Genomic DNA, 25,735 nt, shown 5'->3' with positions numbered 1-25,735 from the left:
ACTATCAATTGAGGAGCCTCTACTATGAGACTTAATGATGAAGAACAAGCCATGCTTGCCGGTGAAATGGGTGAGCCAAAACGCTGGGCAATCGACCACCAGATCAAAGTAGGGCGCATGTTCGATGCTGAAGACCTGGTGCCGGTGAGTCAGTCACACATGATGGCAGACCCGGAATCAGTCGGAGATGCGGGCGTCTCCTTCTTGGAAAAGCTGGCCGATCAGGGCGCTCGGGTCGCCATACCGATGATTACCGATCCACGGGGCGTGGATCTGAATTACTACAGGCCGTTGGGACAGACGGAAGAGATGGCTGATCTGGATCGTCGCACCATCGAAGCCTGTTCCAAAATGGGCATTCTGATGACCAACACCTGTACCAACTACCAGACCATTATGTCACCGGTATTGGGTGATCACGTGGCTTTTGGTGACACCGGCGTAGTGATCTATTCCAACAGTGTTTGTGGTGCCCGTTCCAATTATGAAGGCGGTCCTTCTGCACTAGCGGCCGGTCTTACCGGCCGTACTCCCCGTTACGGTCTGCACCTGGACGAAATGCGGCGTGCGACCCGGCGCTTTGTGGTGCGCCAGCAACCCAAGGGTTTGACCGACTGGGGTGTGCTGGGAGCGCTGGTTGGCAAGCTGGCGGGGTCCTATTGGGAAGTACCCGTTATTGAAGGGCTGGAAGTGGTGCCAACCTCTGATGACCTGAAGCACATGGGAGCAGCCATGGCCAGTTTCGGCTCTATCCCGCTGTTCCACCTGGTGGGTATCACGCCGGAGTCGCCAACGCTTGCTGCTGTTGGCGGAGAAAAGCTTAAGGCTGAAGAGATCACCGCTGCGGACCTGAATGCTCTGCGTTCCGGTTTTGGTGGACGTGGCGACAAGGTGGATGTGGTGGTCTTTGCCGCGCCACAGCTGTCGCTGGTGGAGATGCAGCAGGTTGCCGATCTTTGCGCCGGCCAGACGCTCAAGACACCGATGCTGGTCTGTACCTCGCCCCAGGTCTATGCGGACGCCGTGCGGATGAAACTGGTGGAAACCATCGAAGCGAGTGGCGGCAAGGTTCTTGAGGGAACCTGTTTCTACAACCAATATGCACGGGAAATCGGTGTTGCCAATGGTTGGAAACGGTTGCTGAGTAACTCAACAAAAATCGTGAATATTCTGGGTGGATACGGTTATCAGCCCGCTTTGGCCAGCATGGAAGATTGTGTGGCTTCTGCTATTGCCGGAGAGATAGTCTAATGATTGAGTTTAAGTGTCACAAAGGTATTGGTTCCAAGGTGGAAGGTGAGGCTCTGGTTGCTGATGACAACTTTTCCGCCCGTTATGACCTGGACCGTATTAAAGGTGTATTCTCACGGCCACAACACAAACTGGCAGGAGAGTCCTACCGGGACAAGATTCTGGTGTTGAACACCGCCAAGGGCGGTGTTGCAACTGCCTGGATGTTGCATGAGATGAAATCCAGAAATATTGTGCCGAAGGCGATTCTGTTCAACGCGGCCAATACGATTCTTGCCCAGGGTGCGGCTTTGGCAGAGCTTACCATGTGTGATCGTTTTGAAGACGGCGATGTGACCAGCCTGCTGAAAACGGGTGATCAGGTGGTTGTTGATCCTGATGCCGGCCTGGTGACGGTATTAAACCGGGACTGACCGATGCGCCTGAAGTAAGTGCATCTCTATCAGGCCAACAGTCCGATTCAGTTTGAGCCGGACTGTTGGTTGCAACCCATTCACTGACAGAACCCGAAAACCATGTCCCATAGTGCCCTTAAAGCAGCGCTGTCTGCCTTTATTCCCAATGAACGATTGATCGATGATCCGTTGCGCACACTCGCCTACGGCACCGATGCCTCCTTCTATCGGCTGGTGCCCAAGTTGGTGGTTAAACTGGTCGATGAATCGGAAGTGGTACGTCTGCTGGCTGCGGTCAACCAGTTTGGAGTACCGGTTACTTTTCGTGCGGCTGGTACCAGTCTGTCTGGCCAGGCGGTCACTGACTCGGTGCTGGCCGTGCTTGAAGGCAACGCCTGGCGGGACTATGAGATTTCACCGGATGGCAGCACTATCCGGCTGCAGCCGGGCGTCATTGGGGCACAGGCGAATGCCTACCTGGCACCGCTCAATAAAAAAATCGGACCCGATCCAGCTTCCATTGGTACCGCCAAGATTGGCGGTATCGCGGCGAACAATGCCTCGGGCATGTGTTGTGGAACGGCCCAGAACAGTTACCACACCCTGGATGCCATGCGCATCGTGTTTGTCGATGGCAGCGTACTGGATACCGCCGACCCGGTATCGGTCGAGCGATTCCGGGAAGAGCATCAGACGCTTCTGCGGGGTATTGAACAGCTGGTTGCACGGCTTGCGGATAATCCGGTACTTGCCCAACGGGTTCGTCATAAATTCCGAATGAAGAACACCACGGGTTATGGGATTAATGCCCTGCTCGATTACCAGGATCCTATTGATGTGATTCCACATCTGATGATCGGCTCCGAAGGTACACTCGGGTTTATTTCGGAAATCACCTACCGTACCGTGCCCGACCATCCTCACAAGGCAACCGCGCTGGTGTTGTTCCATAACCTGGAAGAGGCCTGTCGTACGGTAACGGCGCTGAAAGAAATGCCGGTGGATGCGGTAGAGTTGATGGATCGTCCGGCGCTACGTTCCGTTCAGGACCTGCCCGGTCAGCCGGATCACCTACAGTCGCTGGGACCGGATGGGGCGGCACTGTTGATTGATATACGTGGTCCGGATTCCGCCACACTGCGTGCCAATATGGATGCGGTAACGGTGGTTATCGCCGGTTTTGAAACCGCTCAGCCGGTGCAGTTCAGCGAGGATCCGGTTGAGTATGCGCGCCTGTGGGGTATCCGCAAAGGACTGTTCCCCGCTGTGGGTGCGGTGCGTCCTGCCGGCACTACCTGTGTGATCGAGGATGTGGCCTTCCCCGTCGAGGATCTGGCAGCAGCCACACGCCAGTTACAGGAACTGCTTCACAGCAATGGCTATGAAGAGGCCATTATCTTCGGCCATGCTCTGGCTGGCAATCTGCACTTTGTCTTCACTCCCGAGTTCTCTAGCGATGAGGCGATTCAGCGATATCGCAAGTTAATGGATGAGGTGGCGAACCTGGTCACGGTGGAGTATCAGGGGTCGCTCAAGGCGGAACACGGTACGGGGCGCAACATGGCGCCATTTGTGGAGATGGAGTGGGGCGCGGAAGCCTATGCCTTGATGCGTGAAATCAAGACCCTGTTTGATCCCCGAGGTCTGCTCAACCGCGGCGTTATAATTAACGATGATCCAGAGATCCACTTGAAAAACCTCAAACCACTGCCGGCTGCTGATCCTCGGGTCGATCGCTGTATCGAGTGTGGTTTCTGTGAACCCATCTGTCCCTCCCGTAATCTGACTCTGTCACCTCGCCAGCGAATTGTCGCCCTGCGGGAACAGGCCCGCCTGGAGCGCTTGGGTGATACCGTGGCGTTGGAGGCGCTGAATACCGGCTACCGTTATGCGAGTATGGATACCTGCGCCACGGATGGTCTCTGTGCCTCCCGTTGTCCTGTGGGTATAGATACCGGCGCCATGATCAAATCGCTACGGGCGCAACACTCCAGTGCAGCGGCGGGTGGCATCTCCCGCTGGGTTGATCGGCGCATGGCAGGAGTGACCGCAGCAACCCGGTTTGCCCTGCGATCACTGCACGGTATAAGCAAACTAGTGGGACCGGCACCGGTTGAGTCCCTCAGCAGGGGAGTCCGCAGGTTAAGCGGCAATCGTCTGCCGGCTTGGGATCGGTATGATGCTCGTGGTGCTTCCAATCTCCCGCTGACTGAATTAATCGATGGGGAACGTGAAAAAGATAAGCTCTGTGTCTATTTCACCGCCTGCGTAAGTCGTACGCTGGGTACGTCCAGTAACGATCCGGAAAGCCGAGACCTGTCGCAAGTAATGATGAATCTGCTCAATAAAGCGGGCTTTGATGTTATCACGCCGGATAATATGAACACACAGTGTTGTGGCATGCCTTACGAGAGTAGGGGGGTGGGGGATACTGCCCGTGCTTCCCTGGCCCGTCTGGAAGAGGCTCTGTGGGTGGCCTCGAACGAGGGCAGATTGCCCATTCTTTGCGATACCAGTCCCTGTACGGCTCGCATGGTTGAACTGTTTGAGAAACCGATGCGGGTGCTGGATACAGTGACCTTCATTCGGGAGTATATTCTGCCCGAACTGAAACAGGTTAAGCGCGTTCCAAATATCGCCGTGCATGTCACTTGTTCGACACGAAAGATGAATCTGGATAATGATCTGATCGAGATCGCCAAAGCCTGCGCCGATGAAATTTTCATGCCGGAAGAGACGGGTTGTTGCGGCTTTGCTGGTGATCGGGGGTATATCTATCCCGAACTGAATGCCAGTGCCCTGAGTCGGCTTAAAGGACAGTTGCCGGCAACCTGCCGGGAGGGTGTCTCCAACAGTCGCACCTGCGAGATCGGCCTGTCGCGCCACGCCGGCATTCCTTACCGGTCGATAGCCTACTTGGTGGATCGCTGCTTTGTGGCACCCAATGATTAAGTGGTCGGTTGAAATATCCCATAGACATTATCGATCATAGTGAGTTTGATTATGAAGCATGAAAATCAAAACCTGGTCATTATCATGTCGGATGAGCATAACCCAAAATACCTGGGGTGTTATGGCCATGAACTGGTTTCGACTCCCCATCTGGATGCGCTGGCCGCTTCCGGCACCGTATTTGAAAATGCCTATACACCTTCCCCGGTCTGTGTGCCGGCGCGGGCGGCCTTTGCTACGGGGCGACCGGTCCACCAGATTGGCTACTGGGACAATGCCACACCTTACGATGGCAGGGAGGTCTCCTGGCATCACACTCTGCGACAACAGGGGCACCAGGTGGTATCTATCGGTAAGCTCCATTTCAGCGGTGAAGGGCGTGACCACGGTTTCAGCGAAGAACAGATTCCCCTGCATGTACTCGACGGCAAAGGGGATCTGATGGGGTTGGTTCGTGACGATCTTCCAGTACGTGGAAATGCCTGGAAGATGGCCAGGCTGGCCGGTCCCGGAGAGTCCTCCTACACGCTGTATGATCGGGAGATCGCCGCCCGGGCGCAGATATGGTTGCAGGAGGCGGCAAACCGGGATCATGCAAAGCCGTGGTGCCTATTTGTCTCTTTTGTCGCGCCCCATTTTCCCCTGACAGCGCCGCCAGAATACTATTATCGTTATTACAACGATCCCGATCTCCCCATGCCAAAGCAGTATGGTCAGATTCCCTCCCATCCGTTCCACCAGGATTATGCTCGATCCTTCTGCTACGACGATCATTTTGAAGATGCGGACAATGTTCGGCGAGCGATTGCCGGCTATTTTGGATTGTGTACCTTTCTGGATGAGCAGGTGGGCAAGGTACTGGGGGCGTTGGACAGAACCGGGTTGTCTGATTCAACCCGGGTCCTTTATCTTTCCGATCACGGAGACTCCCTGGGCGCCCGGGGACTGTGGGGAAAATCCAATATGTATGAGGAGGCCGTTTCCGTGCCCCTGATTGCCAAAGGACCGTATATCCCCGCCGGGCGACGGCTTTCGGCACCCTGTTCACTGCTGGACGTGCACCCCTTTATCCTGGAGACGGTGGGAGCCGAAGGGGATGATACCGTGCGACCTGGTATCTCCCTGACGCAACAATGGCAACAGCCAGACTGTAACCGGGTAATCATCAGCGAATACCATGGTATGGGATCACGCACCGCCGCCTACATGGTACGCCGGAGGGAGTGGAAATATATTCACTACGCCGATCCCGCTTATCCGCCGGAGCTGTTCAACCTGGTACTGGATCCCGAAGAGCTGATCGACCTGGCAGCGGAGCCGGATTGTCAGACGGTCCGGGCTGAGCTGCTGGCGGAACTGGAACAACAGCTGGATCCGGTGGAGACCGATCGGCGTGCGAAAGCCTTTCAGGAAGCACTGCTTAATCAACATGGTGGACGTGAAGTGGTTATCGCCCGGGGTGATCTGGGTTTTTCACCGACGCCGGGTTCAGGTGCCGATCTGCGCTGATACAGGCTATAGGCACCGGGTCATATTTTCCGTTGGGTGGCTGTGTCAGTCTGGACAGCATACAGTGCGTGATTCTGGTCGAGGCATTGCGATTGGCCGGCCCGGAATCAGAGATCGATTGGTTGAACAGCTTATAAATCACTCTTCAATGATGCAGGGCCCGTGATCGGGAACCCGGCGGGATCTGGGAACCGTTTAAGCCGCGGCTGGAAATTTTTGTCTGCGCATTCCAAGCCCTGTACGACTGGGACATAATAAATGGGTGACCACACCACTACCCATTGCTGCTCCCCTGGATGATCCGCTCTACTACCTGGCGAATTTCCGCAGTGTGCTTGCCTGGATACTGTCCCACCATCGGGATCTCCTGAGCCGATCCGAAACTGATCGTTTGCAGCAGTTCGACTCGCTTCCCCGGGCAGCCCAGGCGCTGCTGGTGCGACTTGTGATGCGCAAGGGGACCCTGTTTCGGCTGGACAAGCTCAACTATCCGGAGCTTGGCGTGCCACTTGACCAGGCGCTGGAGCCGCTGTTCAAGGCCGCCTGGCTGGATCCACAGCCGGTGCTGGCACTGGAGGATCTGTTCCGACTCCTGACCCGCCGGGAACTGGTTGTGGTGTTTGCCCGCCGGCTTGAACAGAGCGGTCTGCCGAGCAGCGTCTCCAAGGGGGCGATGCGTGATGCTCTGACCACCCAGACCTTGCCGCCAGCCCCTCTCCATTCCTGGTGGCCGGATACATCGACACAGCTGGTGGAGGTGACCGATACGCCCCTGTTCGAACGGGTCCGGTTACTGTTCTTCGGCAATCTGCGCCAGAGCTGGAGTGAGTTTGTCCTGACCGAACTGGGTCATCAACGCTATGAGAAAGTGGAATTCAAGCGCACCTCCCGTGCCTTTCAGAGCCGGGCAGAGGTGGATGCCTATCTGCATCTGCAACGCTGCCGCGAGGCACTGGAACAGGAGGTGTCACTGGCCGAGGTGCTGGCGGCGATTCCTTCCGAAACAGCTGTCAATCCTTGGCTGGAGAGTCGTCGTGGGCGGCTGCTTTATGCCCTGGGGCACAAGGCGGAGCGGGGTGGACAGCTGGATCTGGCTATCCAGGCCTATATCCAGAGCAGCCATAGTGAGGCCCGGGTGCGCTGGTTGCGGGTGCTGGAGCGCCAGGGTCAGCTGACTGAGGCGGTCGAACTGGCCGAGCGGTCGCTGGCGTCGCCCGTCCCGGCGGCACAGCGGGAAGCGATTGAACGGCTTCTGAGACGTGTCGCCAGAAAACTGGGCCGATCCGCGCCAGTCGCCGATCCCCGACCGGTCATTCCGGTGATGGATCTGGGCCTGCCACCCCTGAAGGATGTCAGCGTGGAGCAGGCGGTGGCCCGCTACCTGACTGAGCCGGATACGGTACTCTTTTATGTGGAGAATACCCTGATCAATGGGCTGTTCGGCCTGCTCTGCTGGTCGGCAATCTACGCCCCCTTGCCGGGGGCCTTTTTTCACCCGTTTCACGCCGGCCCGGCGGATCTCTACCGGGATGATTTTGTAACGCGACGCCAAGCGCTGTTTGATGCCTGCCTGGCGGCACTGGATCGGGGTGATTACCGAGAATACATTGTTCAGACCTATGAACAGAAACAGGGTATTGCTTCCCCTTTTGTGCACTGGCCGAGCCTGGATAGGACGCTGCTGGAACTCGCCCTGCAGTGCATACCCGCCGACCATCTCAAGCGCATGTTCCGGCGTCTGCTGGAGGATCCGGGGCAGCATCGCTCCGGCCTGCCGGATCTGGTGCAGTTCTGGCCAGAAGAGGGGCGCTACCGCCTGATCGAGGTGAAGGGACCGGGGGATCGTCTGCAGGATAATCAACGGCGCTGGTTTGACTACTGCCTGGCCCAGGATATTCCGGTGCTGCTGTGTCAGGTGCAGTGGATGGAGCCGGAGTGATGCGGGTGGCGGTTAAATCTCTGTGTGAGTTCGCTGCGCGACGTGGCGACCTGGACCACCGTTACACACCATCACCCACCGCCAGGGAGGGGATAGAGGGACACGGACGGGTGCAGAAGGGACGTGAGCCGGGGTACCAGGCGGAGTATCCGTTGAGCGGAACCTGTGAAGGCCTTGAACTGGTGGGCCGGGCGGACGGCTATGACGCCACGACGGGCTATATCGAGGAGATCAAAACCCATCGCGGCAGCCTGGAGCGGCTGCCCGAGGCGCAGCAGGCACTGCACTGGGCTCAGCTGAAAGTGTATGGCGCACTGCTGTGTGCGGCCCGGTCGCTGGACAGCATCGAGTTGCGCCTGACCTATTTTGATCTGGATCGGGAGCGGCAGACCACCCTGACCGAGCGGGCCTCGGCCGAAGCTTTGTGGCAGGCTCTGCAGTCGTTGTGTCGGGTCTACGCCGCCTGGGCGGTACGGGAACAGGCCCATCGGGAACGACGGGACCGGGCCCTGGCCGGACTGCGTTTTCCGTTTGATGATTTCCGGCCGGGACAGCGTCAGCTGGCAGAGCAGGCTTACCGCTCGATCTGTACCGGCCAGAGTGTCATGTTGCAGGCCCCGACCGGGATCGGCAAAACCCTGGGCACCCTGTTTCCCGCCCTGATGGCCATGGCCAGACGGCCGCTGGATAGGCTGTTCTACCTGACACCGCGCAACACCGGGCGCCGTTTGGCGGTAGCCGGGGTGGAAAGGATCCGGCAGCGGCAGGATCGACCACTGCCGCTGCGGGTACTGGTGCTGGCCTCCCGCGAACAGAGCTGTGAGCATCCGCAGCTGGCCTGCCATGGTGAATCCTGTCCCCTGGCCAGGGGCTTCTTCGACAAGCTGGTTGCTGCCCGGGACGCGGCGGTTGCCGACACCGGTATCCTGGATGAGGCGCGGCTGCGCGCCATTGCACTGGATTATGAACTCTGTCCCTACTATCTGGCCCAGGAGATGGCCCGCTGGTGTGACCTGGTGATTGCCGATGTAAACCGCTATTTCGATCAACAGGCCATTCTGCATGCCCTCACCAAGCAGAACGGCTGGCGCGTCGGCCTGCTGGTGGACGAGGCCCATAATCTGGTCGATCGGGCCCGGGGCATGTACAGCACCGAGCTGCAGCAGCAGCGGCTGCTGGCTCTGAAGCGCCAGACTCACCCGGCGTTGAAGCGTCCCTTCACCCGTCTGGCCCGGGCCTGGAGTGACACCCTGGCCAAACAGGGTCTGAGCCGGATCGACAAGGCGAGGGGGGATAGGCAACAGCAGCTTGAGGCGCTGCCGGCTGGACTGCTGGGTGCGGCCCACGGCGCGGTGGCGGCGATCAGTGACTTTCTCAGTGAACACCCGGCTGATGCCGATCTGCAACAGCTGCTGTTTGAACTACTGGGATTTCTCCGGCTGAGTGAGTTGTTCGATGATCACTCCCTTTGCAGCCTCAGCCTGCCACGCCGGGGGCGTGGATGTCTGGCTATCAGCAACCTGATTCCTGCCGATTTCCTGGCTCCACGGTTTGACAGCGCCGATAGTAGTCTGCTCTTTTCGGCCACCCTGCGGCCGGCTGATTATCACCAGCAGCTGTTGGGACTGCCCGACACGGTGCGCTGGCTGGATGTGGATAGCCCGTTCCATCAGCAACAACTCCAGGTGAGGCTGGAGACCGGTATCAGCACCCGGTTGCAGCACCGCCAGGACTCAGTAGAGCCCATTGTGCAACTGATCGCGGCGCAGTTTCAGCGCAAGCCCGGTAACTACCTGGCCTATTTCAGCAGTTTCGCCTACCTGGAGGCGATCCATGAGCGGTTTCAGACAGCGTTTCCCCATATCCCCGGTTGGCGCCAGCAGCCGGGTATGTCGGATCAGGCGCGCAACGACTTTATCCATCAGTTCCGGGAGGCGGGGCAGGGGGTTGGCTTTGCCGTGCTGGGTGGGGCCTTTGCCGAGGGAATAGATCTGCCGGGTAGTCGCCTGATCGGGGTGTTCATCGCCACCCTGGGGCTGCCGCCGTTTGACCCCTGGCACCGGGTCTTGAGTGACCGGCTGCAGCAGCGCTATGGCAAGGGGTATGACTATACCTATCTCTATCCTGGCTTGCAGAAGGTGTCCCAGGCGGCAGGTCGGGTGATCCGCGGTCCCGACGATACCGGCGTAGTGGTACTGATCGATGACCGTTACGCCGATCCCCGGGTGCAACAGCTGTTGCCGGACTGGTGGGGATTGCCACACCCCTCTGATTCCCGGACCTGATGCCAGATTGCTGCATTGATGTGGCCGGACTTCAGATAAATATGTGGACCGGCTGGTTTGTTGATAGGATGTGATGCATGAATATTATCGAGTTGGAAACCGGCGATACCGTTGATGCAGCGATTATCTGGCTGCACGGACTGGGTGCCAGCGGGGAGGATTTTATCCCGTTGGTGCCGGAACTGCGGCTTCCGGACAGCGCCGGGATACGCTTCCTGTTTCCCAATGCCCCGCAACTGCCGGTGACAGTAAACGGTGGTTATGTCATGCCGGCCTGGTATGACATCCTGGAGATGGATATCGATCGCCGGATCGATCAGGTTCAGTTGCTGGCATCCGCCAGGGCGGTAGCGGAACTGATCGATGAACAGGTGGAGCAGGGCATCGACTCCCGGCGGATTATGGTAGCGGGCTTCTCACAGGGCGGAGCGGTCAGCTACCAGGTGGCCCTGACCTATCCCCGGCCGCTGGCCGGTCTCATCGGCATGTCCACCTATTTTGCCACTGCCGACACCATTACTCCCCATCGCGCCAACGGGACGCTTGCCATTCAGCTGCATCACGGCAGCGAGGATCCGGTGGTGCCGGAAATGCTCGGTCAAAAAGCGCGGGACCAACTGGTCGCCCTGGGTTATCAGCCGGAGTATCTCACCTATCCCATGGAGCACACCCTCTGTATGGAAGAGGTCGCCAACATCGCCCGCTTTGTCCGGCAGCGACTCTCGCTCTAGTTGCCAACTCGTTTCAGAGAGGCGTCAGGCCGGATATTAGCCGGGTCGGTGATTCCGGGCCCCGTTGTCCCAACCTGCTGGCAGTCAAGGAAAATGCCACTACACTCTATTGAATGTTTAACCGGCTTTCCGCAGGGATATTGTCGGATTGGCAGGACGTTATTTCGGTAAAACGGAATGGATAAAAAAATCTTTGGCATTCCATAACATTACTCACTTGTACACCGCCTGTTCTAGAAAAGATAATGGACTGTTTTTATTAAAAAATTAAACGTTTTTCGGGAAATTTCAGAAAGCTGAACGATATGAAAATAGGGGTTCCAAAAGAGATACGGCAGGGGGAGACAAGGGTCGCTTCCACACCTGATGTGGTCAAGAAGCTGGTCGCCAAGGGGTTCTCTGTACTGCTGGAACGGGGGGCCGGTAGCGGCGCCCATTTTACGGATGCCGAGTATGAGCAGGCCGGAGCCACCCTGGTGGACCGGGCCACTGCCCTGGCGGCGGACATTGTGCTGAAAGTGCGTAAACCAGACCTGGAAGAGATCGCCATGATGTCTGAAGGTTCGGTGCTGGTCGGTTTTATGGAGACTTGCGAACAGGATGAGACGCTGCGTGCCCTGTTCGACAAGAACATTCGACCCATAGCGCTGGAGCGGGTGCCACGTATTTCCCGTGCCCAGTCCATGGACGCACTCTCCTCCCAGAGCAATATTGCCGGTTATCGTGCGGTCATTGAGGCGGCTACCCGCTTCGGGCGCTTCTTTCCGCTGATGATGACCTCGGCCGGTTCAGCCAAGCCGGCCCGGGTGGTGGTGCTGGGTGTGGGGGTTGCCGGTCTGCAGGCTATCGCCACGGCGCGCCGCCTGGGTGCGGATGTATACGCCTATGATATCCGGCCGGAGACCCGGGAGCAGATACTCTCACTGGGTGCCAAACCGATCGACCTGGATATCGGTGAGAGCGGTTCAGGCGAGGGGGGTTACGCCAAAGAGCTGTCAGATGAAGCCAAGGCGAAACAGCAGCAGTTGCTGGCGGATGAGCTGAGCAAGGCCCATATCCTGATTACCACCGCACTGATCCCCTGCCGTCCGGCACCTGTTCTGGTCACCGAAGAGGTGGTCAAGCGGCTGCGTGAAGGTTCGGTAATTGTGGACCTGGCGGCGGAGAGCGGCGGCAACTGTCCCCTGACGGAAAAAGACCAGGTGGTCAACAAGGATGGCGTGATTCTGGTGGGACACACCAACTATCCCGCCATGATGCCGTCGGATGCCAGCGCCTTCTACGCCAAGAATATCGCCAACCTGCTGGATATTATGGTCAGTGTGGAGGAGGGCAAACCGGTGCTGAATGATTTCGAACAGGATGAGATCACCCAGGCGGCACTGGTCAGGCCCGAGACCGGGAGCTGATCCCGGTAATCGCCGGACCGTCAGGTCGGGATCTGAAGTATCACCGTTACAGTTTTTCGGGGCCGCATCGGGTTGCCATGGGACAATGCTCATGGAGGGCCGGACGGCACGATTGGAATCGAACAGGAGGGCAGTCAAATGCCTGATACATTGGTAGCACTCTACGTTTTTGTGCTTGCTTGTTTTATTGGTTATTACGTGATCTGGGGTGTCACCCCGTCACTGCATACGCCGCTGGTATCGCTGACCAACGCCATTTCGGGAATCATCATCGTCGGTGCGCTTTTGGTGACCGGGCTTGAGGAGGCGAGTGTGGCTGCGGAGATCATGGGTTTCTTCGCGGTGCTGCTGGCCTCGATCAATGTGTTTGGTGGCTTTCTGGTGACCAACCGCATGCTCGCCATGTTTAAAAAGAAGAAGTAGGGGAGCCGGACAACCATGCAGATTTCAGCTAACTACCAGGCGGTTGCCTATCTGGTTTCCGCTATTCTGTTCATTTTTGCCCTCAAAGGGTTGACCCACCCGGCTACCGCACGGCGTGGCAACTACTACGGTATGGCCGGTATGGTACTGGCTATCGGGGCCACCCTGCTGGGGGCCGAGGTGCAGTCATACGGTTTCATCGTGGCCGGTGTGATTGCCGGTGCCGCCATCGGTGCGCTACTGGCCTCGAAAGTGAAGATGACCGCTATGCCCCAGTTGGTGGCGGCACTGCACAGCTTTGTCGGTATGGCTGCGGTGCTGGTGGCGATCGGCACCTACATCAACCGGGCCGCCGCCGGCACCCTGAATCCGGTACTGATGACCGAACTGTCGGTGGGTATCGTGATCGGTGCCATCACCTTCAGTGGTTCGGTGATCGCCTTTGGTAAGTTGCAGGGCATCATCAGTGGCAAGCCGGTGATCTTCAAAGGGCAGCATATGCTGAATGCGGTGCTGGCCCTGGTCATTGTCGCCTTCGGTGTGCACTTCGGCATGACCGAGAGCGTGGTCTCCCTGGTGCTGATGACTCTGCTGGCCTTTGTGCTCGGTTTCACCCTGATTATCCCCATCGGCGGTGCTGACATGCCGGTGATCATCTCCATGCTCAACAGTTACTCCGGCTGGGCCGCGGCGGCCACCGGTTTCACGCTGCAGAATAACCTGCTGATTATTGTCGGTGCCCTGGTGGGATTCTCCGGCGCCATTCTCTCTTACATCATGTGTCGGGCGATGAACCGTTCCATTATCAACGTGGTGTTCGGTGGATTTGGCAGTGATTCCTCCGGTGGGGTATCCAGTGCGGCGGCCCAGGCGGTGGAAAAGGGTGTCCGTTCCGCTTCCGTGGAAGATGCCATCTACTGGATGGAGGATGCCAACAAGGTGATCATCATTCCCGGTTACGGCATGGCGGTGGCACAGGCGCAACACGCCCTCAAGGAGTTCATGGAACTGCTGCTGGAACGTGGCGTGGAGGTGAAGTTTGCTATCCATCCGGTGGCCGGGCGTATGCCGGGCCATATGAATGTACTGCTGGCGGAGGCGGATATTCCCTACGACCATGTGTTGGAGATGGACGAGATCAATCCGGAGTTTCCAACCGCCGATGTGGCGCTAGTGGTGGGTGCCAACGACGTCACCAACCCTGCGGCGAAGACCGATCCCTCCAGCCCGATTCACGGTATGCCGATCCTGGATGTCTCCAAGGCGAAACAGATTTACGTCATCAAGCGCTCCATGAATCCCGGTTATGCCGGTGTGGATAATCTGCTCTACTACCAGGACAACTGTTCGCTCATCTTCGGTGATGCCAAGGATGTGTGCGAGGGGTTGGCCAATGCGCTGAAAGGTGGGGGGCACTGAATCCCGCTTGAGTAACTCGAAGGGGAAAGATCTTTTCAGGTGAGGGGGAAGAAGGGATTGACCTGCCAAAGGCATTTCGCCCGGCCTGACGGCCTTTCGCGAGGTACTTTTGTGGCCAAAAGTACCCAAAAGCCTTTCCCCGGTCAGCCTGCCCTTCGGGTGCTCTGCGCTTCTCGGCCTGAGCGGCGAGTGAAAAAAACTCGCCGCTATGCGGCTCAAACAATTTCATGCTTGATTCCGCTCAGTCCTGCGATGCTCGACAGGCTGAACGGGAAGGCGCACGAATATACAGCCTGCCAATCTGCTCGTTCATCAGAAAATAGCCCCCGAGATTCAGGTTCCGCAAGGTAATCCGACTTCCGCGCCACCGAGTATCGCAGCCAGGGACGGAAAAAGGCGCGCATCTGTTTGAGCGCAGCGAGTTATGCGCGCCCCGTCGCTGGCGAGAAACGCAGGGAACCCCGCAGGGGTGGCGTGGTGGAGCGGGGGTTTTGGTTACTTTTACCCGTAAAAGTAACCCGGCCCAATGGGCCGGAACCCCTTTTTAACAAAGACTCTTCGCCGCTAATAGTTAACAAATATTTGACCAGCAAAAGGCATTTCGCCCGGCCTTGCGGCCTTCGGCGAGGTACTTTTGTGGCCAAAAGTATCCAAAAGCCTTTCCCCGGTCAGCCTGCCCTTCGGGTGCTCTGCGCTTCTCGGCCTGAGCGGCGCGTGAAAAAACTCGCCGCTATGCGGCTCAGACAATTTCACGCTTGATTCCGCTCAGCCCTGCGATGCTCGACAAGCTGAACGGGAAGGTGCGCTATCATACGGCCTGCCATTCGGCATGTTCATAATAAAAAGCGTTATTAAGGGTTTGGGTTCCGCAGAAAGATCCGACTTCCACGCCACCGAGTATCGCAGCCAGGGACGGACAAAGGCGCGCATCTGTTTGAGCGCAGCGAGTTATGCGCGCCCCGTTGCTGGCGAGAAACACTGGGGACCCCGCAGGGGTGGCGTGGTGGAGCGGGGGGGTTGGTTACTTTTACCCGTAAAAGTAACCCGGCCCAGCGGGCCGGAACCGCTTTTTAGCAAAGACTTTTGGCAGCTAATAGTTAAGCAATGCTTGACCTGCCAAAGGCATTTCGCCCGGCCTTGCGGCCTTCGGCGAGGTACTTTTGTGGCCAAAGGTATCCAAGCCTTTTTCCGCTCAGCTCTGTGATGCTCGACAGGCTGAACGGGGCAGTGCACGGTTATCGGTCCTACCAATCCGGTTTGTTCATCGTGACACAGATCACTTGATACAATTGGCCAAAACTCCCGTTTAACACGATCAGCGATGTTACTGACACATCGTTCTTTTGGCGTGCCAAACTCACCTCACTAAACAATCACCGGCTCATCCTGCAGATAGGGAATGGCAGGCAACGGATCCTCTTCCTGTATGGCATCTTCCAACTGTTCCATCTCATTCCGACCGAGTCGGGCGATGTGATAGAGCGCTTCGCCCTGGTAAGCCAACGGTAGCGTGGTGCGACCGATGACAATGCCGCGCCAGGGTGAGATGACCTGGGTCTCACTCTCGCCAAAAGGGTCGCTGATGTAACCGAGGATACTGTTTTTCTCCACGCTGGCACCCAATGGTGCCACCGCCCTGAGAATGCCGCTCTGGGAGGCACGCACCCAGGCGCTGGTGTGGGTCACCACTGATGCCTGTTTGCTGCGGGTAGCCCGGGCTGCCGGTAGCATGCCGAGGTGGCGCATGACCCGCACGATGCCCCGCAGCCCGATACGAATCGAGTGTTCATCGAAACGCAGTGCCTCGCCGCACTCATAGACAATCATGGGTATACCCAGGGTGGCGCCGGCCTGGCGGACCGATCCGTCGCGCAGGTTGGCGTTGAGGGTGACCGGTGTGCGAAAAGCCTCTGCCATGGCGGCAGCGATAGGGTCATCCAGGTTGGCACGCACCTGGGGCAGATTGGCCCGGTCGATGGCGGCTGTGTGCAGATCAATACCGTGGCTGCACTGGGCCACAATCTCGTTGAGAAACAGGTGGGCCACACGACCGGCCAATGAACCCTTTTCCGAGCCGGGAAAAGAGCGGTTCAGGTCACGGCGATCGGGCAGATAGCGGGAGCGTTGCAGGAAGCCAGGTACATTCACGATGGGGACGGCGATCAGGTCACCGCGAAGTTTCTTCAGTAGTGGCAGGCTCAGCAGTCGACGAATAATCTCCACGCCGTTGATCTCGTCACCGTGAATGGCGGCGCAGACAAACAGTCGCGGGCCGGCCCGGCGCCCCCGAATGACATGTACCGGCATGGTCATGGGGGTATGGGTATAAAGCTGGGCAAGGGGCAGGTCGATGGTGAGATTCTGTCCCGGTAACACCTCTTCGGTTCCGATACGAAGTGGTTTGTCCATGATTCAACCCTTGCCCCGGGTCTTGGTGTGATTGGGGCGACCGTTTTTTTCGATAAACTCGATAATAGTGCTGGCGATATCCTTGTTGGTGGCGTGCTCGATCCCTTCCAGACCGGGAGAGGAGTTTACCTCCATCACCACCGGGCCATGATTAGAACGCAACAGATCCACGCCACACACATTGAGTCCCATGACCCGGGCCGCCCGGGTCGCGGTGGAGCGCTCCTCCGGCGTGATGCGGACCAGGGCGGCGGAGCCGCCCCGGTGCAGGTTGGAGCGGAACTCACCCTCCCGGGCCTGGCGCTTCATGGCTGCCACCACCTTGCCACCGATGACCAGACAGCGCAGATCGGAACCCTTCGACTCCGAAATGAACTCCTGCACCATGATATTGGCCTTAAGACCCATGAATGCCTGGAGCACGCTCTCGGCCGCTTTGTGGGTCTCTGCCAGTACCACACCGATACCCTGGGTCCCCTCCAGCAGTTTGATCACCACCGGGGCACCACCTACCTGGGTCATCAGGTCATTGATATCGTCCGGTGAGTGGGCGAATCCGGTCACCGGCAGGCCGATGCCCTTGCGGGCCAGCAGTTGGGCTGAACGCAACTTGTCCCGGGCGCGGGAGATGGCGACCGACTCGTTCAGCGGATAGACCCCCATCATCTCGAACTGGCGCAGCACCGCGGTACCGTAGAAGGTGATGGAGGCGCCGATGCGGGGAATCACCGCATCGAAATCATCCAAGGTCTCCCCCTTATAGTGGATGGATGGGCGATGCGAGGTAATGTTCATGTAACAGCGTAGCGGGTCGATAACCCGCACCTGATGTCCGCGCGCCTTGGCTGCTTCCACCAGTCTGGCGGTGGAGTAGAGTCGGGCATTGCGTGACAAGATAGCGATATTCATGGCATGGTTTCCTGGTCATTCAGATAAGGGGTGTACCGGTGTGCCGGCCTGAAACGAGCGTTCCGCATCGACCAGAAAATCTCCCCGTAATGCCGTGCGGCCCAACAGCATTCGAAACAGCATGGTATCCCGGTCGGTCAGGGTCAGCTCGATCTGCTTGGTGAGTGAGCCGATCACCACCTCGGTCTGGATCACGTAACGCATTTCACGATGTCCACCCGAGTCGCTCACTACCCGCTGCTCCAGCAGATCAGCGGTGCAGATGATGGCGTTGTCCCGGTCCCGCTGGTGGGGATGCACGCCGAAGCGGACCCGGTCCCGGCCCTGATGCCGGTACGGATCGATAAAGAACGCATGCAGGGCCGACGTTCGGGCACCGGTATCCACCTTGGCCTTGATACGTGGAATGCCCAGTTCCGGCAGGGCCAGCCACTCCCGCCAGCCCAGGGTCAACGGTGCGTCGGTCAGTTTTTTTTCTTTTAATCTCTTCACAACCCAATATTAGCACCAGAGATTCCCGGCTCGAGAGAAAAAGTTTTACCGGGTCGGATGGATCCGGCATATGGCCGGTGTGGTGCTTTTTCGACAGCCCGGTGGAATGCAGGGTAGGAAGTCGATAAGCGGTCTTTCCGAGTACGCCCTGTAACCGGCGATCTGCTAAACTTATCCGTGTATCGGAATATTTCCGGTCACACCTCTACCGCGCGACTGCGGCATTCCAGATTCAGACCCGGGAGACTTCAGGCGATGAGCAGCACCTACAGCCAGTCGGCAAAATTGATGGTCGGACAGACCGAATACACCATCTACCCCTTTGACCAGCTTGAGCAGCGCTATGCCATTGAGCGACTGCCTTTTTCGCTCCGCATACTGCTGGAGAATCTGCTCCGGCACGGGGACGAGAACTATGTGTCGGATGAGGATGTTGAATTCCTGGCCAGCTGGGATCCCCAGGCAGAGCCATCCCAGGAGATCGCCTTTGTGCCGTCCCGGGTGCTGTTGCAGGACTTCACCGGGGTGCCGGCTATCGTGGATCTGGCGGCGATGCGCGATGCCATGGTGGAACTGGGTGGAGCGGCGTCCCGTATCAATCCGCTCTCTCCGGTGGAACTGGTCATTGATCACTCGGTCATGGTGGACCACTTTGGCACCAAGGATGCACTAAGCCAGAACACGGAAATAGAGATCGCCCGCAATCTGGAACGCTACAAGTTCTTGCGCTGGGGACAGACCGCCTTTGAGAACTTCAAGGTAGTGCCTCCGGGCACCGGCATTGTGCACCAGGTGAATCTGGAGTACCTGGCCCGGGGTGTGTTTACCCGGCAGCAGGATGGTGAACAGCTGGCCTATCCGGACAGCCTGGTGGGCACGGACTCCCACACCACCATGATTAACGGCCTGGGCGTGCTGGGCTGGGGTGTGGGAGGAATCGAAGCGGAGGCGGCCATGCTCGGTCAGCCTATCACCATGCTGATTCCCCAAGTGGTGGGATTCCGCCTGGTCGGTAAGCTGCCTGAAGGCGCCACCGCCACTGACCTGGTGCTGACGGTTACCCAACAGCTGCGTGAGTTTGGCGTGGTGGGAAAATTCGTGGAATTTTTTGGCGAAGGGCTGACCAATCTCTCCCTGGCCGATCGTGCCACCATAGCCAACATGGCGCCGGAATACGGGGCCACCTGCGGTATCTTCCCGATCGATGCCGAGACCATCCGTTATCTGCAACTGACCGGTCGGGATGATCACACTCTGGAACTGGTGGAGAGCTACGCGCGCCGGATGGGCTTATGGCATGACGCCAATACGCCAGAGGCCCATTACAGCGCCCTGTTGACACTGGACCTGTCCGAAGTGGTTCCATCAATTGCGGGCCCGAAACGCCCTCAGGACAGGATTCCCCTGACCGATGCCAGCAGCCGTTTTCATCAGCTCCTTTCCGAACATCACCAACAGATATCGGCTGCCGAGGTGGTCACCGATTTTGAAGAGGAGGGCGGACATCCACCGAGTGATAACGGTGCAGTAGAGGTGACCTACCAGGGCGAGACCTTCATCCTGGAGCAGGGGGCGGTGGTAATTGCCGCTATCACCAGCTGTACCAATACCTCCAATCCTGCGGTGCTGGTGGCCGCGGGTCTGCTGGCCAGAAACGCACGCAGACTCGGCTTGCAGACCAAACCCTGGGTGAAAACCAGTTTTGCACCGGGTTCCAAGGTGGTGACCGACTATCTGCAGCGGGCCGGCCTGATGAAAGAGCTGGAGGCCCTGGGTTTCTATCTGGTTGGCTATGGCTGTACCACCTGTATCGGCAATTCCGGGCCACTGGCCCCTGAGATCAGCCAGGGGATCAATGCCGGGAACCTGCTGGTCACCTCGGTACTCTCCGGCAATCGCAATTTTGAGGGGCGTATCCATCAGGAGGTTCAGGCCAACTACCTGGCCTCTCCACCGCTGGTGGTGGCCTATGCACTGGCCGGCAACATGAGTGTGGATCTGTACAACGATCCGCTCGGTCTGGATCCGCAGGGAAATCCGGTGAAGCTGGCCGACATCTGGCCCGACAGCCAGGAGATCCAGGCGGTGATGGCCGGGTCACTGGATGCGGCGATGTTCCGCAAAAAGTACCAGGATGTCTATACCGGCAACGAAGTGTGGAACAATCTGCCGATTGAGACGGGTGAACGCTACGCCTGGGCCGATTCCACCTATGTACGTCAGCCCACCTTCTTTGAAAATATTGCACAGAAACAACCGGGCGTGGATTCGATTACCGATGCCCGCTGTCTGGTGAAAGTGGGCGACAGTATCACCACCGATCACATATCGCCCGCCGGTGCCATCGCCATCGACAGCCCCGCCGGCATCTACCTGCAGGCCCACCAGGTGGCGCCACAGGATTTCAACTCTTACGGTTCACGGCGGGGCAATCACGAAGTGATGATGCGTGGTACTTTCGCCAATATTCGCCTGCGCAATCAGTTGGCGCCGGGCACGGAAGGGAGCTGGACCACCCACTTCCCATCCGGTGAACAACTCTCCATATTTGACGCCGCTGAACGTTACAAGGAGAGCGGGACACCACTCGTTGTGCTGGCCGGCAAGGAGTATGGCACCGGTTCATCCCGTGACTGGGCGGCCAAGGGACCGGCGCTGCTGGGTGTGAAAGCGGTGATCGCGGAGAGCTATGAACGGATTCACCGCTCCAACCTGATCGGCATGGGTATTCTGCCTCTGCAGTTTGCCGAAGGTGAATCGGCGGAGAAGTTAAAACTGGATGGCACGGAGTATTTTTCCATTCCGGCCATTACCGAAGGACAGGAGTCTGTCGAGGTATCGGTTCGGCGGGATAGCGGGGATCGCTTCAGTTTTATGGCGAAGATTCGTATCGATACGCCTAATGAGTTTGCCTATTACGAGAATGGCGGAATATTGCACTACGTACTTCGGCAGCTAGCGAATAGCTGACCGGGGATGTCGTCGCTATGTTGATCGACTGTTTCAGGTGATGTTGCGGAGGGGATTGACACACTTCGCGGGTTTGTAGAAAAGAGCCTGTCTGTTTCTCAACACCGGTTGGAAGCCGGTTATCATCGGAGCCCGGGGTAAAAGTGAAACCGCTCAGATATAGCCGGCTTTTCAAATTATGGGACCAGGTACACTCCAGTTACTGGTTTATCCCCACACTGATGGTGGCGTTGTCGGCCATGTTGGCGTTTCTGCTGATTCTGGCCGACCAGCATTACGTCTTGGACCCGGCCGATGAATCACCCTGGCTGTTTCCGGGCGAGGCGGATTCTGCCAGGGTTATTCTCTCCACCATAGCGACGGTGATGATGACTGTCGTCAGTCTGACCTTCTCCATCACCATAGTGGTGCTGACCCTTGCCAGTTCCCAGTTCGGTCCGCGCCTCATCTACAACTTCATGCGTGATCGCAAGAGCCAGGTTGCACTGGGGCTTTTTCTTGCGTGTTTTGTATTCTGTCTGTTGATCTTACGTTCTGTGCAATCAGCGGCTGGCGGCGGTTTTGTTCCGCAACTCGGTACCAGTGCCGCCATGCTGTTTGCATTGGTCAGTGTCGGCATGCTGATCTTCTACATCCACCACATTGCCGACAGCATTCACGCCAGCAGAATAATCGCCAACGTACGCAATGAGTTGGAGATGATAGTGACACGGCTATTGCCTGAACGCTCTGGAAGTGCCGTTGAGGAAGAAGAGGATCGTCAGTACCTGATCCGATTGATGGATGATTCAGCCGTACCGGTTCCGGCCCGGGAGCGGGGCGTTTTGCAGGCGGTGGAAGAGACCCGGCTGGTCACCTGGGCCGAACAACATGATCTGTTTATACGGCTCAATTATCGTCCCGGTCAGTTTGTACTGTGCGGAGCCACGCTGTTTGATGTATCGCCGTCGGAACGTGTGCCAAAGGAGCAACTGGATGACCTGCAGGATGCATTTCGTTTTGGTCACCAGCGGACCCTGGTACAGGATATTGAGTTTCCGTTTCAACAGCTGGTAGAGATTGCGTTGCGGGCCTTGTCACCAGGTATAAACGATCCCTATACCGCCACTTCCTGTCTGGATGAGCTGGGTTCCGGGCTGGTGCTGTTTTCCGGCCGCGGTGCCGGTTCCACTATCTGTCGGGACAAAGATGGAAAAGCACGTGTTCTGCTACAGGCTGTGGACTTTACCCGGCTGACCGATACAGCTTTTGTGCAGATCAGGCAGTCAGCTGCGGTTTTCCCGACCGTCATGATGCATATGTTGAAAGTGATCGGAGCGATAGCTCCGGTTATTGATGATAGAGAGCACGACACCATTTTACGGCGCCACGCGATTGCGATTCATGCCATGGCTGTTCAAGCTCTCTGCTATTCAGAAGACCGCCATGCTGTTGATGCCTGTTTCCGTCAGGTGATGAGTCAGCTGGATGGGGGCGAATGAATCCTGTTGTATGGCAAGAATAAAAAGTCTGTGAGCCTCGTCGCGCAAGATGGTCAAGACGACAGGGTTCAGCTTTAATCCATCTGCCATTTTTGGTGGACGCTGGTTTGGTTATTCAAACGAAATACCGGCTATTTCCATCTTGTTTGTGCAGTATTGTCGAGTTGACATAAGTTACACATGCAACTAAGTTGAACTTGATCGACAGATCCTGAGGAGGAATGCACATGATAAAAAGAGCTATAACAGCCAGTTTATTGATTGTATCAATCGTCATCAGTACAGCGACTTTTGCAGCCGATACAATTGAACTCAAAATGAGTCACTTTCTGCCATCGACCTATCCCGTACAGCGCGACTTTCTGGAGCCCTGGGCCAGGGAACTGGAAGCACGCACTAACGGGCGGGTAAAGGTACAGATTTTTCCGGCAGGTTCATCCTTTGGCCATGTGGCAAAACAGATGGATCAGGTACGTGCCGGGGTGGTGGACATCGCCCACGGTCTTACCGGCATTCCGCGGGGACGTCTGCCACGCACATCCATTATCGATCTGCCATTCCTGGTCCAGACCTCTGATGCCGCCAGCAGGACCTTGTGGAAACTCTATCCCAAATACCTGAAGAGTGAATACCGTGGGGTCAAGGTGTTGGCCCTGCATGCCCACAACGCGGGTCTGATCCATACCCGTGACAAGAAGGTTACTTCCATCGATGACCTGAAAGGGCTGCGTCTGCGCACACCGTCGCTGGCCATCTCCATGATGCTGGAAGAGTTGGGGGCTTCACCGGTGGGTATGCCGCCCACGCAGGTTTATGAAAACCTGGAAAAGGGGGTTATCGATGGTACCGTGTTTCCCTGGGATGCAGTAAATGGTTTCAAACTTTACGAGCCGCTTAACTATCACCTGGATGCCCGGGCGTACACCACCTCATTCTTTTTCGTCATGAACGAGCGCAAGTATAACGCGCTACCCGCTGATATCCGGCAGGTGATTGACGAGATGTCCGGCGAAGCCCTGGTCAACAAGTTTGGTGACTGGTGGAATCAGTGGGATCAACCTGGATTGGATGCGGCGATGAAGAAGGGCAATGAGGTGAGCAAACTCACTGCTGAGCAGCGTACACAGTGGAGAGAGCGGTTGGCCCCGGCCATTGAAAGATATCTGGTCGACCTGGAAAAGAAAGGGATCAAGGATGCACGGGAGATTTACCGGAAAGCGCAGGAGTATGTGGCGGAAGTCGAAGGTAAATAGGCCGCTGGCGTGGTGATGGCGGCTGTCTGTCATCACACGCTCGAAGGCTGTGTAGATATCCATGATCCGACAACTTAATCGTGTGCTGTTGCTGATCAGCAAGTGGTCCGCCTGGGGCGGTATACTGCTGCTGTTGGGTGCGGTGCTTGCCACCACGGCCGATGTACTGGCCAGAAAACTGTTGGGTTTTACTTACCAGGGTACGATCGATGTGGTGCAGTTGTTCGTGCTCTCCGCCGCCTTTCTGTCCATTCCCTACGCCTTTATCAGTCGCAGTCATGTGGCGGTAGCCCTCTTTACCGATAAGTTTGGCCCCCGTGGACAGTCGGCTATCTCCCTGCTGGCCAGTTTTTTGGCAACTGTGATTATGGCGGCCTTTGCCTGGTTTGGTTTTGGCCATGCGGCTATGCAGATGGAGTATGGTGATGTCTCCCAGACCATTGGCATTCCCATTATCTGGTATTGGGTGCCGGTGATTTATGGTTCTGCTCTGTCCAGTCTGATCTCCCTGGTCATGAGTAGTGAATCGATCTGTAAACTGCTGCTCGGGGAGCGCTCCCTGACATGAAGCCTGCTGATCTCACAGTGGTGACCGACTATGTCTGAAACGGTGCTTGGATTGGTCGCGATCGCGGTGATGTTTCTGCTGATAGGTTTACGCATTCCCATCGCTATTGCCATGGCGACCGTGGGTGCCGGTGGTGGACTGATTCTGAACGGTTCGGAGAGTGTCAGTTTTATTATGGGATCACTGCCGTTTGAAACTGTCTTTCCCTACAGTCTCTCAGTCGTTCCGTTGTTCATCATGATGGGAGTATTTGCTGCCCGTGCCGGGCTTTCCAAGAGTCTTTATACAGCGGTACACGCCTTTATCGGTCATTACCGGGGCGGCCTGGGCATGGCGACTGTGGGTGCCTGTGCCGCCTTTGGCGCCATCTGCGGCAGTAGCCTGGCTACCGCCGCCACCATGAGCAAGGTAGCGATGCCGGAGATGCGCAAGCGTAACTATCACGACGGCCTGGCTTCGGCAAGTATTGCTGCTGGTGGCACCCTGGGGGTACTGATTCCTCCCAGCGTCATTATCGTCATCTATGCCCTGCTGACCGAACAGTCCATCGGCCAGATGTTTGCGGCTGCGATTATTCCGGGAATTCTGGCCACACTGCTTTATATGCTTGCGGTGTGGGGCCAGACATTGATTGATCCTGCTGCCGGACCGGCGGATGAACGGGTGAGGGCGCGCGGGCGTATTCAGGCGCTGCTCAATGTCTGGCCGGTACTTTTGCTGTTCGGCCTGGTTATCGGCGGCATCTACCTGGGCTGGTTTTCTCCCACTGAGGCGGCTGCCATTGGCGCCTTCGGTGCCTTGTCGCTGGCGCTTTTGAAACGGAAGCTGACCCTGGATGTGTTCCTGGACTGCCTGGGTGAAACCGCCACAACCAGTGGCATGATCTTCATGATTCTGATCGGTACGGCGCTGTTTAACTATTTTATCGAGACGACCGGTTTGCCCCATCAACTGGTGGCCTACGTGGATCAACTCGGCTGGGCACCGTTGGCCATATTGCTGGTGCTGATCGTTTTCTATATTCTGCTCGGCTGTGTAATGGATGCGCTCTCCATGCTGCTGTTAACGCTGCCGTTTGTCTTTCCCCTGATCCAGTCGCTCGGGTTCGATCCAATCTGGTTTGGAATTATCATGGTATCGGTGGTGGAGGTGGGGCTGATTACGCCACCTGTCGGCATGAATCTGTTTGTCATTATGGCCACAACACCCGATCTGAAATTGGGCACAATCAGCAAGGGAGTGATACCTTTTCTGATGGCGGACGCCGTGCGGGTAGCCCTGCTGGTCCTGTTCCCGGCGCTGGTGCTCTGGTTGCCTTCCTATATGCAGTAGATAAGGAG

The 25,735-nt window shown here is 57.4% G+C and carries 18 protein-coding genes; 15 read left to right on the top strand and 3 right to left on the bottom strand.

Annotated elements, in window-relative coordinates:
- The first annotated feature begins 24 nt into the window (after window positions 1-24).
- The 10 genes from AAY24_RS04815 (at window position 25) to AAY24_RS04770 (ending at window position 14,313) form a co-directional block, all read left to right on the top strand.
- Window positions 25-1,251: an aconitase X gene (locus tag AAY24_RS04815; RefSeq protein WP_046858729.1), complete on the top strand. Its 1,227-nt coding sequence runs from the start codon at window positions 25-27 to the stop codon at window positions 1,249-1,251.
- On the top strand, window positions 1,251-1,664 hold the full coding sequence (locus AAY24_RS04810; RefSeq protein ID WP_046858728.1) for an aconitase X swivel domain-containing protein: 414 nt from the start codon (window positions 1,251-1,253) through the stop codon (window positions 1,662-1,664). Before AAY24_RS04815 ends, AAY24_RS04810 begins: the two co-directional genes overlap by 1 nt.
- Before the next feature lie 102 nt (window positions 1,665-1,766).
- Window positions 1,767-4,598 (top strand): FAD-binding and (Fe-S)-binding domain-containing protein, encoded by a 2,832-nt coding sequence (locus AAY24_RS04805; protein ID WP_046858727.1) that lies wholly within the window; start codon window positions 1,767-1,769, stop codon window positions 4,596-4,598.
- 51 nt (window positions 4,599-4,649) lie between these two features.
- Window positions 4,650-6,107 (top strand): sulfatase family protein, encoded by a 1,458-nt coding sequence (locus AAY24_RS04800; RefSeq protein ID WP_046858726.1) that lies wholly within the window; start codon window positions 4,650-4,652, stop codon window positions 6,105-6,107.
- Window positions 6,108-6,369: 262 nt separating this feature from the next.
- Entirely contained in the window at window positions 6,370-8,046 is a 1,677-nt protein-coding gene (locus AAY24_RS04795) for a VRR-NUC domain-containing protein (protein WP_046858725.1), read from the top strand.
- Window positions 8,016-10,331, top strand: coding sequence for an ATP-dependent DNA helicase (locus AAY24_RS04790; RefSeq protein ID WP_335337212.1), 2,316 nt, complete (start codon window positions 8,016-8,018; stop codon window positions 10,329-10,331). Before AAY24_RS04795 ends, AAY24_RS04790 begins: the two co-directional genes overlap by 31 nt.
- A gap of 77 nt (window positions 10,332-10,408) precedes the next feature.
- The gene (locus AAY24_RS04785; protein ID WP_046858723.1) at window positions 10,409-11,062 is read left to right on the top strand and encodes an alpha/beta hydrolase; all 654 of its coding nucleotides are present in this window, start codon (window positions 10,409-10,411) and stop codon (window positions 11,060-11,062) included.
- Window positions 11,063-11,367: 305 nt separating this feature from the next.
- Window positions 11,368-12,471 (top strand): Re/Si-specific NAD(P)(+) transhydrogenase subunit alpha, encoded by a 1,104-nt coding sequence (locus AAY24_RS04780; protein ID WP_046858722.1) that lies wholly within the window; start codon window positions 11,368-11,370, stop codon window positions 12,469-12,471.
- A gap of 138 nt (window positions 12,472-12,609) precedes the next feature.
- On the top strand, window positions 12,610-12,894 hold the full coding sequence (locus AAY24_RS04775) for a proton-translocating transhydrogenase family protein (RefSeq protein ID WP_046858721.1): 285 nt from the start codon (window positions 12,610-12,612) through the stop codon (window positions 12,892-12,894).
- A gap of 15 nt (window positions 12,895-12,909) precedes the next feature.
- Window positions 12,910-14,313, top strand: coding sequence for an NAD(P)(+) transhydrogenase (Re/Si-specific) subunit beta (locus tag AAY24_RS04770; RefSeq protein ID WP_046858720.1), 1,404 nt, complete (start codon window positions 12,910-12,912; stop codon window positions 14,311-14,313).
- 1,365 nt (window positions 14,314-15,678) lie between these two features.
- Here the strand turns inward: AAY24_RS04770 and AAY24_RS04765 are convergent.
- Genes AAY24_RS04765 through AAY24_RS04755 form a run of 3 tightly spaced genes read right to left on the bottom strand, consistent with a single transcriptional unit; the run spans window position 15,679 to window position 18,123 of the window.
- Window positions 15,679-16,722: a succinylglutamate desuccinylase/aspartoacylase family protein gene (locus tag AAY24_RS04765; protein WP_046858719.1), complete on the bottom strand. Its 1,044-nt coding sequence runs from the start codon at window positions 16,720-16,722 to the stop codon at window positions 15,679-15,681.
- A gap of 3 nt (window positions 16,723-16,725) precedes the next feature.
- Entirely contained in the window at window positions 16,726-17,631 is a 906-nt protein-coding gene (rimK, locus tag AAY24_RS04760) for a 30S ribosomal protein S6--L-glutamate ligase (RefSeq protein WP_046858718.1), read from the bottom strand.
- A gap of 15 nt (window positions 17,632-17,646) precedes the next feature.
- The gene (locus tag AAY24_RS04755; protein ID WP_046858717.1) at window positions 17,647-18,123 is read right to left on the bottom strand and encodes an ATP-dependent zinc protease family protein; all 477 of its coding nucleotides are present in this window, start codon (window positions 18,121-18,123) and stop codon (window positions 17,647-17,649) included.
- Window positions 18,124-18,378: 255 nt separating this feature from the next.
- Here AAY24_RS04755 and acnA point away from each other — a divergent pair, with 255 nt between their 5' ends.
- From acnA to AAY24_RS04730, 5 genes are all read left to right on the top strand, one after another.
- Window positions 18,379-21,093 carry an aconitate hydratase AcnA gene (acnA, locus tag AAY24_RS04750; RefSeq protein WP_046858716.1) on the top strand — a complete coding sequence of 905 codons (2,715 nt, stop codon included), beginning with the start codon at window positions 18,379-18,381 and terminating at the stop codon, window positions 21,091-21,093.
- 143 nt (window positions 21,094-21,236) lie between these two features.
- Window positions 21,237-22,574: a DUF2254 domain-containing protein gene (locus AAY24_RS04745; protein WP_046858715.1), complete on the top strand. Its 1,338-nt coding sequence runs from the start codon at window positions 21,237-21,239 to the stop codon at window positions 22,572-22,574.
- Between the two features lie 317 nt (window positions 22,575-22,891).
- Window positions 22,892-23,827 carry a TRAP transporter substrate-binding protein gene (locus AAY24_RS04740; protein ID WP_234422243.1) on the top strand — a complete coding sequence of 312 codons (936 nt, stop codon included), beginning with the start codon at window positions 22,892-22,894 and terminating at the stop codon, window positions 23,825-23,827.
- 61 nt (window positions 23,828-23,888) lie between these two features.
- On the top strand, window positions 23,889-24,395 hold the full coding sequence (locus AAY24_RS04735) for a TRAP transporter small permease (protein WP_052761067.1): 507 nt from the start codon (window positions 23,889-23,891) through the stop codon (window positions 24,393-24,395).
- A 30-nt stretch (window positions 24,396-24,425) separates the two neighbouring features.
- On the top strand, window positions 24,426-25,727 hold the full coding sequence (locus AAY24_RS04730) for a TRAP transporter large permease (protein ID WP_046858713.1): 1,302 nt from the start codon (window positions 24,426-24,428) through the stop codon (window positions 25,725-25,727).
- The last annotated feature ends 8 nt before the right edge of the window (window positions 25,728-25,735 follow it).

Origin of the sequence: Sedimenticola thiotaurini, assembly GCF_001007875.1 — a bacterium.
GTDB lineage: Bacteria > Pseudomonadota > Gammaproteobacteria > Chromatiales > Chromatiaceae > Sedimenticola > Sedimenticola thiotaurini.
Note: the sequence above shows the minus strand (reverse complement) of the source record. Positions and strands in the feature narration are given on the sequence as shown.